Here is a 12881-nt window from a genome sequence, read left to right as displayed (position 1 = left end):
TTCGCTCAAATCAGATTGCGCATGGCCCGTGCGGTTTCCTGCAACACGGGCAGCACGCGGTTGGCTGCGTCTTCTGTCGATTCATGGGCCATGGGCATGGTCACGTTCAGCGCGCCTACCAACACACCGTGGCGGTCAATCAAAGGGACAGCCACGCCCCGGTGGTGCAGCTCCAACTGTTGCTCCGACCCGGCCCAGCCCTGCAGGCGGACGCGCGCCAGCTCCACGCGCAAGCGGTCTTTGCTGGCAATGGTGTGGGAGGTATAGGCCTTGAGCGGATGCGTAGCCAGCCAGCGCTCCAGCCACTCGGGCTCGCGCATGGACAGCATCAGCATGCCGGCCGCCGTCACCTGGGCGGGCACGCGTGCACCGAGCACAAAGCCGGTATTGGCGCTGCGGTTGCTGCCGTTGCGGGCGATGTAGACGATGTCGTCACCGTCCATCACGCTCACATAGGCGATCTCCTGGGTACCCGCCGTCACCCGCTGCAGAAATGGTTGCACGATGCGTGGCAGCCGCGCCGACTCCAGGTACGACTGCCCCAGGCGCAGCACGCGCGGGGTTAACCAGAACAGCTTGCCGTCGGTGGCCACATAGCCCAGGTGCTGCAGCGTCAGCAGGTAGCGGCGTGCGGCGGTACGCGTCATGCCACAGCGCTCCCCCGCTTGGCTGGCCGTCATGCGGGGGTGGGCATCGTCAAAGGTTTCGATGATGGACAGGCCTTTCTCCAGCCCGGCGATCCAGTCTTTTCTGTCCAGCCCGGGCAGGCGAGGTTCTATCAGTGCGGGGGCGGAGGGGGCGTCAGTTTGCATGGGTGAACCCTGGGAACAGGAAGGGTAATTACCTAGCAAAAACCCTTATTACGATCGATCATCGATCAACATAGATCGATAAACGAACATTTTACAAAGATAACGCTTCGTAAAAATCAAGCCACTCACTACAGTCCGCTGCAAATTGCGCCTATTGCGCGACCTCCGCACAGACCAGACGAGAAAACCCCATGGCTTCCCCCCCCCCCCGCCCCAGCGGCGCAGACCGCGAACACATTGACGAGGGCCCCAACCCCCTGGGCCTGGAGGGCATTGAGTTCATTGAGTACGCCACCTCCAAACCCCAGGCGCTGGGCCAGGTGCTGGAGGCCATGGGTTTCAGGCCCATTGCGCGCCACCGCTCACGCGAGGTGCTGCTGTACCGCCAGGGCGACATCAACATCATCGTCAATGCCCATGGCCGCGGCGCCGCACTGACCGAGAAACCCGTGATTGCTGCCATGGCCCTGCGCGTGCACGACGCCTCGGCCGCCTACCAGCGCGCGTTGGAGCGCGGCGCCTGGGCCGTGCCGGTGCAGGTGGAAGTGATGGAGCTGCACATTCCCGCCATCCATGGCGTGGGCAACAGCCGCATCTACTTTGTGGACCGGCACCGCGAGTTCTCGATTTACGACGTGGACTTCACCCCCGTTCCCGCGGTGGACAAACACCCGCCCGCCATTGCGGGCCTGCACTTCTTTGGTGTGGTGCAGTACATCGGCAATGACCGCAGTGACGACTGGACCGAGTTCTACAGCGCGCTGTTTGGCTTCACCGCCCTGCCCGCAGAAACGCGATTCGGCATCCTGCCCAAGGGGCTGATTTTGCAAAGCCCGTGCAACACCTTTTACCTGCAGCTCATTGAGCCCGAGCCCGGCGTGCTGGACGTGGAAGACGACGAATGCTTCCAGCGCGTGGGCCTGGGTACGCCCGATGTGCCCGCCACCGTAGCGGCGCTGCGCGCACGTGGCGTGGAGTTTGTGCCCAGCAAAGACCCCGCGCAGGACAGCAAGGGCGCGCTGACCCGCCCCACCATGGGTAACGCCATGTTCGAGCTGGTCCACCACACGCGGGGTTGATCACCATGAGCCAATTCGAAGGCAAATTTGACGACTTCGGGATGGACACCATCTCGCTGGCCGGGCCCCTCAAGGCCAAGCTGGACGCCATGCGGGCCGCAGGCTTTGGCCAGGTCATGCTGGCCGCCCGGGACCTGGTGGGCCACCCGCAGGGCTGGGAGGCCGCGGTGCAAGAGGTGAAGGACAGCGGCCTGCGTGTCACCGGCTTTCAGGTGCTGCGCGATTTTGAAGGCCTGTCGGGTCACCTGCATGCCTACAAGATCGACATCGCCAAAAGCATGATGGAAATGTGCCAGGCACTGGGCTGCCGCGTCATGCTGGCCTGCTCCAGCACCTCCACCCACGCCACGGGCGACACCGATGCGCTGGTGCGCGACCTGCGCAAGCTCGCCATGCTGGCCATCCCCATGAACATCAAGGTGGCGTTTGAAGCCCTCTCTTGGGGCCGCACGATCAACGAGTTTCCGCAGGCTTGGGATGTGATCACCCAGGCCGACATGCCCAACCTGGGCCTGGGCTTTGACTCGTTCCACATGTTTGCCACCAAGACCCCGCTGGACGAGCTGGAGATGCTGGACCCCAGCAAGATTTTCCTGGTACAGCTGGCGGACTTCATGTGGAACGAAATCAAGACGGTGGAAGAACGCATCAGCACCGCGCGCACCTTCCGCGTGTTCCCCGGCGAAGGCGTGCACAGCGAGGCCCTGGCCGAGCTGGTGCTCAAGCTGCACCAGTTGGGCTACCGCGGCGACTACAGCTTTGAAGTGTTCAACGACGACTACCAGCAAATGCCCCTGCCCACCGTGGCCGCGCGCGCGCGCCGCGCCGCGCTGTGGCTGGGCGAGGACGTACTGCGCCGCTCTGTGCCCCTGCCCAACCAGCTGCGCCTGAAGCAAGCCACGCGCTAAACACCTTAAGGGAAAGCCCTAGCCGATATTGAAGGAACGGTACAAGCCGTTGAAGGCAGGGTATTGGCGCAAGCCCGTACAGAGACGTAACCTGAGATGCAGATTCTCACTGCATCGTATTGGTTATGAAAACACAAAATCGTTGGATCTGGTCCCTGGTCGCCGCAGCCGTCGGCACATTGGCGTGGGTGCCCGCGCGAGCGGCCACAGACATCACCGTCGCCACGGTGAACAACCGGCAGATGATCGAGATGCAAAAGCTCAGCGTGCATTTCGAAAAGGCCAACCCCGACATCCGCGTCAAGTGGACCACCATGGAAGAGGCCGACCTGCGCCAACGCGTCAGTGCGGACGTGACCAACAAGGGCGGCCAGTTTGACGTGGTCACCATTGGCATGTACGAGACCCCGATTTGGGCCGCCAAGGGCTGGCTGCGCGAGATCACGCCCACCGACGCCTACAACGTGAAGGACCTGATCCCCACGGTGCGCGATGGCCTCTCGTACAACAAGCGCCTGTACGCCGCGCCCTTCTATGGCGAAGGTTCGATGACCATGTACCGCACCGACCTGTTTGACAAGGCAGGCCTCTCCATCAACAACCGCCCTACCTGGGAGCAGATTGCTGCCGCCGCGGCCAAGATCCACAACCCTGCGGCCGGGCTCTACGGCATTTGCCTGCGCGGACGCGCGGGCTGGGGCGACAACATGGCCCTGCTCAGCACCATGGTCAACACCTTTGGCGGCCAGTGGTTCGACATGGCCTGGCGCCCGCAAATCCACACCAAGCCCTGGAAAGACGCGGTGTCGTTCTACGTGAAGCTGCTCAACCAGTACGGCCCCCCCAATGCGGTGAACAACAGCTTCAACGAAAACCTGGACCTGTTTGCCCAGGGCAAATGCGGCATCTGGGTGGACGCCACCAGTGCCGGTGGCGCGCTGATCGATCCCAAGTTCAGCAAGGTGGCCAGCGTCACCGGCTTCTCGCTGGCACCCACCGCGGTCACCACCAAGGGCGCGGGCTGGCTCTGGGCCTGGGCGCTGGCCATACCGGCCAGCAGCAAAAATGCCGACGCAGCCCAGCGCTTTGTGCAGTGGGCCACGTCCGAGCCTTACCTGCGCCTGGTGGCCGATACCAACGGCTGGGCCGCCATGCCATCGGGCACGCGCCTGTCCACCTACCAACGCCCCGAGTTCACCAAGGCCGCGCGCTTTGCCATGACCGAAGCCATTGCCATGGTGACCGCCAACCCGCGGGACGCCACCGAGGGCAAGGCCCCCTATGTGGGTGTGCAGTTTGTGGCCATCCCCGAGTTTCAAGATATTGGTGAGATCACCGGCGCCGAGATCCGTGATGCGCTGGCTGGCAAGCAGACCGTGGACCAGGCCCTGCAAAAAGCCCAGGCCAAAACCGACCTGCTGATGCGCGGGGCGGGTTACTACAAATGACAAGGAGCCCTGCCATGCCCAAACCCTCTTTCTGGACCGTAGGCCGCCAACTGGGCGCGGCCTTTGCCGCCATGGTGGTGCTGGGCCTCATGCTCGCGCTGACCGGCTGGAGTCGCATTGCCGCCATCAACCAGGACCTGCAATCGCTGGTGGACCAGACCCTGCCCACCCTCACCGCGCTGAGCGAGGTGAACGACCGGCTGCAGGTGGTGCGTACGGCCGAACTAAGCCACCTGGCCGCGCTGACCATGCCCGCGAAAGACCGCGAAGAGGCCGCGGTGAAGACCGCCGTGAAAGCGCTGGACACCGCGCTGCAGCGCTACACCGCCACCGGCGGCGCGCAAGACCAAGGCGCCGAGGTGAAGACGCTGACCGATGCACTGGCCAAGTTCAACGCGTCGCGTTCCACCTTCCTGCAAATGTCCAACTCGGCAGCGGGTGCCGAGTCCGAGCGCGCGGTCGAGGCCAGCGACTACTTCAGCGGCCCCAGCCAGCAGGCCTACCAGGGCGCGTACGACGCGGTGCAAAAACTCTGGGCCGCCCACGTAGCGCAGGCCGAAACCGCCAAGGACATGGGCCGCGCCTCGGTGCTACGCGCCAACCTGATGCTGCTCAGCGTCTCGGGCATTGCGGTGCTGGTGTCTATCGTGCTCGGGGTGTTCATCACGCGCCGCCTGCTGGGTGAGCTGGGCGGCCAACCGGCCTATGTGGCGCAGCTGGCGCGCGCCATTGCCGATGCCAACCTGGCCACCCCGATTGCCGTGCGCAGCGGCGACACCACCAGCGTGGTGGCCGCCATGGCGCGCATGCAGGCCTCGCTCACGCGCATCGTGCACGCCGTGCGCCACGGGGCGGACGGCGTGGCCAATGCCAGCTCCGAGATTGCCCAAGGCAACCATGACCTGAGCAGCCGCACCGAACACCAGGCCAGCGCGCTGGAAGAAACCGCCTCCAGCATGGAAGACCTGAACGCCAAGGTGCGGCAAAACGCGCTGAGTGCGGGCCACGCCAACCAGCTGGCGCTGGACGCCTCGGCCGTGGCCGTGCAAGGTGGCGATGTGGTGGGCCAAGTGGTGCAAACCATGAAGGGCATTAACGAAGCCAGCCGCAAGATTGCCGACATCATTTCTGTCATCGACGGCATTGCATTCCAAACCAACATCCTCGCGCTGAACGCGGCGGTGGAAGCCGCGCGCGCTGGCGAACAGGGCCGGGGCTTTGCGGTGGTGGCGTCCGAAGTTCGATCCTTGGCGGGCCGCAGTGCCGAGGCTGCCAAAGAGATCAAGCAGCTCATCAGCACCAGCGTGCAGCGCGTGGAGCAAGGCACGGCGCTGGTGGACCGTGCGGGCAGCACCATGGCCGAGGTGGTGGGCGCCATCCGCAAGGTGACCGACATCGTGGGCGAGATCAGCGCCGCCAGCTCGGACCAGAGCGCGGGGGTCTCGCAGATTGGCGAATCGGTGAACGAGATGGACCAGGTGACCCAGCAAAACGCGGCCTTGGTGGAGCAAATGGCAGCCGCGGCCAGCGGCCTCAAATCGCAGGCCAGCGAACTGGTGCGCGTGGTTGCGGTGTTCCAGACCGACGACAGCGTGCTACAAAATCAGGAGCTGCTTGCGCTGAGTTAACGGGGGCTAGCGGCCTATTTGGCTTACATTCTCGGCCCCAGGCAGTGCCGCACAGGCCTGGGCCACAAACTCACGCAGCAGGCGCAGCGCCGGGGTGAGCTGGCGCCGATCGGGCAGCACCATGTACAGCGGCACATGCTCGGTCTCCCAGTCAGGGCACAGCGCCACCAGCCTGCCCGCAGCCAGGTCATGGGCCACGTCGATCCAGGCCTTGTAGGCCACACCGCGCCCGGCCAGCGCCCAGCGCCGCACCACGTCGCCGTCGTTGGTCACATGGCCGCCCTGCACCCGCACGGCCAGTGGCTGGCCGTCGTGCGCAAAGGTCCAGCGGTGGTTCACCTCACCGCCCAGCATGAAGCACAGACAGTCGTGCTCCGCCAGCGCCTGTGGCGTGGCCGGCGTGCCGTGGGTGCGCAGGTAATCGGGTGATGCCACCAGCACGCGCCGGTTGTCGGGCGCCACCGGCAGCGCCACCAGGCTGGAGTCGCGCGGCTTGCCGTGGCGAAAGGCGGCGTCCACCGGCTCGCTGTACATATTGGCCATGCGGTCGGACAACGTAAGGCGGTACCGCACCTGCGGGTGCTGGTCCTGAAAATCCTCCAGCCAGGGCAGCAGCACATTGCGCCCCATGTCCGACGACGCGGCCAGCCGCAGCACGCCCTGCACCTGGTGGCGACCCGTACTCAGCGCCTGCTGGCCCTCGCCCAGGGTGGTGAGCGCCAGCCGAGCGTGCTCCAGAAACACCGACCCCTCGGGCGTTAGCCGCAGGCTGCGGGTGGAGCGCACCAGCAGGCTGGTGTGCAGCTCGGCCTCCAGCCGCTTGAGCGCGGCACTGGCTGCCGCCGGCGTGATGTCCAGCGCCCGTGCCGTGGCCGACAGGCTGCCGGTGTCCACGGTGCGCACAAAGATGTCCAGGTCTTGCAGGGCTTTCATTTTCAAATTTTATTTGAAAGCTGGTTCAATCCACACCCCATTTTTCTCATTGAGCATAAGACGGAAGATTCGCTCCTCTGTTCAATTTGCAAGGAAACCCACCATGAAAGCCATCGGCTACCAGCATCCCCAGCCCCTCAGCACCGCCACCTCGCTGCAAGACATCACCCTGCCCACGCCTGTGGCCCAGGGGCATGACCTGCTGGTGGAAGTGCGCGCCGTCTCGGTCAACCCTGTGGACACCAAGGTGCGTGCCAGTGCCGCACCCGCTGCCGGCCAGGACTACAAGGTGCTGGGCTATGACGCCAGTGGCATCGTGCGCGCCGTGGGTTCGGACGTGACGCTGTTCAAGGAGGGCGACCGCGTGTACTACGCCGGCGCCATCCAGCGCCCCGGCACCAACAGCGAGCTGCACCTGGTGGACGAACGCATCGTGGGCCACATGCCCGCCAGCCTGGACTTTGCCCAGGCCGCCGCCCTGCCCCTGACCAGCATCACCGCGTGGGAATTGTTGTTTGACCGCCTGGGCGTGCAGCCCGGCAAAAAGCCCAACCCCAAGAGCCTGCTGGTGATTGGCGCGGCCGGTGGCGTGGGTTCCATCCTCGTCCAGCTGGCGCGCCGCCTCACGGCGCTCACCATCATCGGCACGGCCTCGCGCCCCGAGACGCAGGCCTGGGTCAAAGCGCTGGGTGCCCACCATGTGATTGACCACACCCAGCCGCTGACCGAGCAGTTGGCCCGCATCGGCATTGCGCAGGTGGACATCGTCATCAGCCTGACCCATACGGGCCAGCACCTGCCGCAGATTCTGGAGGCGCTGGCGCCGCAGGGCCAGTTTGGCCTGATTGATGACCTGCCCACGTTGGACGTGATGCCCTTCAAGCGCAAGGCCGCTTCGGTGCACTGGGAGATGATGTTTGCCCGCCCCATGTTCAACACGCCCGACCTGATCGCCCAGCACCACCTGCTCAACGAGGTGGCCCAGCTGGTGGACGCGGGCCTGGTGCGCACCACGCTGGCCGAAAACTTTGGCCGCATCAACGCCGACAACCTCAAGCGCGCGCATGCGCTGGTCGAGTCTGGCACGGCGCGCGGCAAGATGGTGCTGGAGGGCTGGAACTAAGTCCGCTATTGAATTAGGAGCTGCTGGCGCATATTCCACGCGGGCTAGAGGTCAACTTTATCGATAATCTTCTGCCACTGGGTATGTGCATAATGCGGGCGAGGGAGGCCCCATCTAGGGCAACACACCATGCAAGCAGATGTCTTCTCACTGGCGTCTATCCACGCGTCGCAGCGGCCCCCGGCCGCTCGGCGCTGGGCTGCGCGCCTGGGCCTGTGGATGGTGCTGGCGGCCGCAAGCTGCGCATGGGCCGAGCCACTGACCCTGGCGGTGTCGCGCTCCCCACTCTCCTTGCCGCTGTACGTCGCCCAGCAGAACGGCTACTTCAGCACCGAGGGGCTGGAAATCAAGTTCAACGAATGCATTGGCGGCCACCGCTGCCTGCGCCAGGTGCTGGAGGGCCATGCCGATGTGGCCACCGTGGGCGACCTGCCCGTGGTGATGAACAGCTTCTCCAGCAGCGACTACGCGGTGATTGGCACCTTCACCAAATCCAGCGATGACATCAAGCTCATTACCAATGCGCGCATGGGCATCAAAACACCCGCTCAGTTGGAAGGCAAGCGCATAGGCGCCATCAAGGGCACGGCCAGCGAGTATTTTCTGGAGCTCTACCTGCTGACCGCGGGTGTGGACCCGCAAGCCCTGACCGTGGTGGACGTGCAGCCCGAAGACATGGTGCAGGCGCTGCAGTCGGGCAAGGTGGATGCCATCTCGGTCTGGCAGCCCTATGGCTACCTGGCGCTCAAGGCCATGGGTGCAGGTGCCACGGTACTGCCCAGCGGCAGCGCCTACATCCAGAGCTTCAACCTGGTGAGCCACCGCAAGCTGGTGGGGGCCCGGGATGGTGCGCTGGCCAAGCTGCTGCGCGCCGTAGAGCGGGCCGAGCGTTTTATCCAGGAACAACCCGCAGACGCCAAGGCGGTGCTGATGCAGCGGCTGGCGATGGAGCACGAGTTTGTGGACACGGTGTGGCCCGGGCTGCGCTACCGGCTGGGGCTGGACCAGGCCCTGCTGGTCACCATGGAGGGTGAAGCCCGCTGGGCCCGCCGGGAGGGCCATGCCACAGGCCCGCTCAAACCCAACTTTTTGCAGTTGGTGCACAGCGCACCGCTGCGCGGCATCAAACCCGAGGCTGTGGCCACTCTGCACTAAACACCCATGAAACTGCGCAGCCTGCTATTCAGTACCAGCTTGGTGTCGGTGGCCGTGGGCCTTGTCGCGACGCTGGTGGCGCTCAGCGCGGTGCACGAGGAAAACCGCACCAGCGCCGTGCGCACCCAGGCGCAGGAAGCCTCGCACGAAGTCACCGGCCTGTTGGTATTGACCCAGGAGTACGCCCGCCATGCCGAATCGCGCACTGCGGAACAGTGGCACCAGCGCCACGCCACCATCGCCGAGTTACTGGGCAACGGCGAGCCCACCCTGGACGAAGACCCGGGGCTGACCGAACTGCGCAACGTGAGCCAGGCCCTGCCCGAGCTCTTTGAAGCCCTGGAAAAAATCCCCCAGGACGATAGACCGTTCAATGTGCGGCGCAAGGAAGTGCTGATGGACCAGCTGCTCACCAGCACCCAGGCCATGAGCGACTACGCCTACCAGTGGTTCCAAAGCGCCACCGTAGCCCGGCGTGCGGCCGACAAAAAGTTCCAGTTCGTGGCGTTTTCCACGCTGGCGACCATGTTGCTGATCTTGGTATCACTGGTGCTGCTGGTGCACCGGCGCGTGCTGCGCCCGCTGCGGCGACTGGATGAAGCCACTGCCGCGGTGACCAAAGGCGACATGTCCCAGCGCCTGGTCAGCCAGACCAACGACGAACTGGGGGATCTGTCACGGCGCTTCGGCAGCATGACGCAGACCCTGGCCTATAACCGCCAACAGTTGCAAGACTCCGCCAAGCGCTTGCGCCTCATCACCGACAACATGCCCAGCCTGATCGCCTACATCGACCGTGATCAGCGCTACCAATTTATCAACGCTTATTTCCAGGAACTGCTGGCGATAGACCCCGGCGACCTGGTGGGCAAACGGGTGGCGGACGCACTGGGCCCCACCAACTATGCCTCGCTGCAGCCCCACCTGCAGGCGGCACTGGCGGGCGAGCGTCAACACTTTGAACGTGTGAACACCGTGCGTGGCAAGGCTGTGTGCCTGCTGACCGACTACATCCCGGATTTCAATGAGGCGGGTGAGGTCATTGGCATCTTTGCGACCGCCAAGGACATCACCGAACTCAAGGCCATCCAGCGCGCCTACGCCCAGGGCGAGGAGCGCCTGCGCGCCATCACCAACAACATTCCCGCCATGGTGGGCCACTTTGATGCGCAGGAACGCTGTCTGTTTGCCAATGACACGATACTGAAGCTGCAGGGCATCGACAGCAAGGATGCGACCCAACACACCCTGCGTTCCGGCCTGCGCGAAGACAGCTACGCCCAGCACCAACCCTATGTGCAGCGCGCACTGCAAGGTGAAGTCTGCGGCTTTGAGGGCCACATCCAGCGTAACGGACAGGACGCCTACTTCCAGGCCCACCTGGTGCCAGACATGGGCCCGCAGGGCGAGGTGCAGGGCTTCTACCTGATGTCCTTCGACATCACCAAGGTGCGCCGTGCCGAACAGGAGCGCAAGCGCAGTGAGCTGCGGCTGCGCCAAATCACCGATAACCTGCCCGTACTGATCTCCTACATGGATGGAGACGGTGTGGTGCAGTTTGCCAACGAAACGTTCCGCACCTGGCTGGGCGCTGACCCGCAGGCGATGGTGGGCCGCAATATCCGCGACATTGTGGGTGCTGAGGTGTACGAGCCGCGCCGCCCCTACCTCGAGCGCGCCTTGCGCGGCCAGCGCGTGCAGTACGAGGCCGAAACCACCGCCTTGGGCGTCACACGCAGCCTGACCACCAGCTACATTCCCGAGGTGGACAGCGATGGCACCGTGCTCGGTGTCTACACGCTCAGTACCGACATCTCGGCCATCAAAGCCTACGAGCGGCAGCTGCAGGCGCTGGCAAGGTTTGACACCCTCACCGGCCTGCCCAACCGGCTGCAGTTCAACGAGAAGATGGCCGAGGCGCTGGAGCGTGCTGAACGCTCCAAAGACGGGCTGGCCCTGATGTTTCTGGATGTGGACCGCTTCAAGTCCGTCAATGACACGCTGGGCCATGCCATGGGCGATGCGGTGTTACGTGAATTTGCCAAGCGCCTGCAGGCCAACGTACGCCAGGTCGACCTGGTGGCCCGGCTAGGGGGCGACGAGTTTGTGGTGATTCTGGAAGGGCTGCACAGCGGTGACGAAGCAGCCGCCGTGGCATGCAAGATTGTGGAGGCCGCGGCCGTTCCCATGGACCTGGATGGCCGGCCGCTTCTGGTCACCACCAGTGTTGGCGTCGCGTTCCATGACCCGACCAGCCCTGCGATCACCGTGCCCCAACTCTTGGCCCGTGCTGACGAAGCGCTGTACGATGCCAAGGCCGCAGGACGCGATACTTTTCACATGGCATGAACTGGTTCTCCACCTTCCGTTTTCCCCGCCTGACCGCACTGATCGTGGCGTGGGCCTGTGGCTGTGCGCTGGCCGCCCCGCTGAACCTGGCGGTGTCCAGCGGCCCCGTGTCGCTGCTGGTGTACGCGGCCGAAGGCAATGGCTACTTCAAGAGCGAGGGGATAGAACTGAATCTGGTGGAGTGCAGCAGCGGGCGCAGTTGCCTGAAGCTGTTGACCGATGGCGCCGTCGACCTGGCGACGGCTGCAGATGTCGTGGTCGCGATCAACAGTTTTGCGCGGCCCGACCTGGCCATTTTGGGCACCCTGAGCGCTTCGTCGCACCAAATCAAACTGATCGCACGGCGCAGCGCCGGCATTGCCACACCCGAGCAGGTGCGTGGCAAACGCCTGGCCACGGTGCAAGGCACATCGGCCCAGTATTTTCTGGACAGCTGGCTGTTGTTCCATGGGATCGAGAGCCGCATGGTCCAACACATCTTTTTGCCACCCGACGAGCTGGGGCTGGTGCTGCAGCTCAAGGACGTAGATGCCGTGGCGATCTGGGAGCCGCTGGCCTCCAACGCCATGAAGCTGCTGGGCGACGACGCCCTGGCGCTGCCCAACCCGCGGGTGTACACCCAGCACTTCAACCTGGTCAGCACCCGGGGCGCGGTGGCTGCGCGCCGGGCAGAGATGGTCAAGGTGCTGCGGGCGCTGGCCCGCGCCCAGCAATTCATTCGCGAGCAACCGGATGCTGCAGCGCAGATACTGGCGCGGCGGCTGAACCTGGACAGCGCTGCGGCCCAGGCCCAGATGAAAGAGCAGGACTACCGCGTGCGGCTGGACCAGTCCCTGGTCAGCACCCTGAGCAGCCAGCTGCGCTGGGCGGTACGCGAAGGCCATGCCAAACTAGACGCTGAGCTGCCCAACCCCCTGCGCTTGATAGAGCCCGCGCTGCTGCGCGAAGCCGCCCCGTCGGCCGTGGACCCTATCAAATAAGCGATAGCACTAGACCGACGCGCCGACCACCTCGTTGGCCGTGCGAAACGCCTCCACCGACGCAGGCACGCCGCAATAGATCGCCGCGTGCAGCAGCACTTCCTGAATTTCGGTCGCAGTCGCGCCGTTGTTCAGCGCGCCGCGGACGTGGCCCTTGAGTTCGTTTTGTTTGCCGAGCGCCGTGAGCATGGCCACGGTGACCAGGCTGCGGGTTTTCAAATCCAGCCCAGGGCGCTGCCAGGTATCGCCCCAGGCGGCACGGTTGATGTGGTCCTGGATGGGCTGGGTAAAGGCCGTGGTGTTGGCGATGGCCGCGGCCACAAACGCTTCACCCATCACCTGCTTGCGGGTGGTCAAGCCTTGGTCATAGGCCGATGAGGGGGAGGACGCGGACAAAGGTGTAGGCACGGCGGTCATAGAGGGTCCGGGAAAAAGCAACATGGTAGCTGCGCCGGATACAAGTCGT

At 64.6% G+C, this 12881-nt stretch carries 11 protein-coding genes; 8 read left to right on the top strand and 3 right to left on the bottom strand.

Features of this window, described 5'->3' with window-relative positions; genetic code table 11:
- Positions 1 to 5 precede the first annotated feature (5 nt).
- Positions 6 to 812: an IclR family transcriptional regulator domain-containing protein gene (locus tag AC097R_RS10315; protein ID WP_479597985.1), complete on the bottom strand. Its 807-nt coding sequence runs from the start codon at positions 810 to 812 to the stop codon at positions 6 to 8.
- A gap of 191 nt (positions 813 to 1003) precedes the next feature.
- Between AC097R_RS10315 and AC097R_RS10310 the strand changes: the two genes are divergently transcribed.
- The 4 genes from AC097R_RS10310 (at position 1004) to AC097R_RS10295 (ending at position 5875) form a co-directional block, all read left to right on the top strand.
- A complete protein-coding gene (locus AC097R_RS10310) occupies positions 1004 to 1891 on the top strand; it encodes a 4-hydroxyphenylpyruvate dioxygenase (RefSeq protein WP_479597984.1) in 888 nt (295 codons plus the stop codon).
- Positions 1892 to 1896: 5 nt separating this feature from the next.
- Positions 1897 to 2799 carry a sugar phosphate isomerase/epimerase family protein gene (locus AC097R_RS10305; protein ID WP_479597983.1) on the top strand — a complete coding sequence of 301 codons (903 nt, stop codon included), beginning with the start codon at positions 1897 to 1899 and terminating at the stop codon, positions 2797 to 2799.
- A 125-nt stretch (positions 2800 to 2924) separates the two neighbouring features.
- Positions 2925 to 4247 carry an ABC transporter substrate-binding protein gene (locus AC097R_RS10300; RefSeq protein WP_479597982.1) on the top strand — a complete coding sequence of 441 codons (1323 nt, stop codon included), beginning with the start codon at positions 2925 to 2927 and terminating at the stop codon, positions 4245 to 4247.
- Positions 4248 to 4261: 14 nt separating this feature from the next.
- The gene (locus tag AC097R_RS10295; protein WP_479597981.1) at positions 4262 to 5875 is read left to right on the top strand and encodes a methyl-accepting chemotaxis protein; all 1614 of its coding nucleotides are present in this window, start codon (positions 4262 to 4264) and stop codon (positions 5873 to 5875) included.
- A 6-nt stretch (positions 5876 to 5881) separates the two neighbouring features.
- On the opposite strand, the gene AC097R_RS10290 is transcribed toward AC097R_RS10295, so the two are convergent.
- On the bottom strand, positions 5882 to 6808 hold the full coding sequence (locus AC097R_RS10290; protein ID WP_479597980.1) for a LysR family transcriptional regulator: 927 nt from the start codon (positions 6806 to 6808) through the stop codon (positions 5882 to 5884).
- A gap of 103 nt (positions 6809 to 6911) precedes the next feature.
- On the opposite strand from AC097R_RS10290, the gene AC097R_RS10285 reads away from it, so the two are divergent.
- The 4 genes from AC097R_RS10285 (at position 6912) to AC097R_RS10270 (ending at position 12415) form a co-directional block, all read left to right on the top strand.
- Positions 6912 to 7931, top strand: a complete 1020-nt coding sequence (locus AC097R_RS10285) for a zinc-binding alcohol dehydrogenase family protein (RefSeq protein WP_479597979.1) — start codon at positions 6912 to 6914, stop codon at positions 7929 to 7931.
- A gap of 129 nt (positions 7932 to 8060) precedes the next feature.
- Positions 8061 to 9086, top strand: a complete 1026-nt coding sequence (locus tag AC097R_RS10280; protein WP_479597978.1) for an ABC transporter substrate-binding protein — start codon at positions 8061 to 8063, stop codon at positions 9084 to 9086.
- A gap of 6 nt (positions 9087 to 9092) precedes the next feature.
- Positions 9093 to 11435 carry a PAS domain-containing protein gene (locus AC097R_RS10275; RefSeq protein WP_479597977.1) on the top strand — a complete coding sequence of 781 codons (2343 nt, stop codon included), beginning with the start codon at positions 9093 to 9095 and terminating at the stop codon, positions 11433 to 11435.
- Complete coding sequence (locus AC097R_RS10270; RefSeq protein WP_479597976.1) at positions 11432 to 12415, top strand: ABC transporter substrate-binding protein; 984 nt, start codon at positions 11432 to 11434, stop codon at positions 12413 to 12415. Before AC097R_RS10275 ends, AC097R_RS10270 begins: the two co-directional genes overlap by 4 nt.
- 9 nt (positions 12416 to 12424) lie before the next feature.
- On the opposite strand, the gene AC097R_RS10265 is transcribed toward AC097R_RS10270, so the two are convergent.
- On the bottom strand, positions 12425 to 12832 hold the full coding sequence (locus AC097R_RS10265) for a carboxymuconolactone decarboxylase family protein (protein WP_479597975.1): 408 nt from the start codon (positions 12830 to 12832) through the stop codon (positions 12425 to 12427).
- Between the last annotated feature and the right edge of the window lie 49 nt (positions 12833 to 12881).

It is taken from the genome of Rhodoferax sp. ZS1R25 (assembly GCF_056521335.1).
This window is presented reverse-complemented; position numbering and strand designations above follow the sequence as displayed.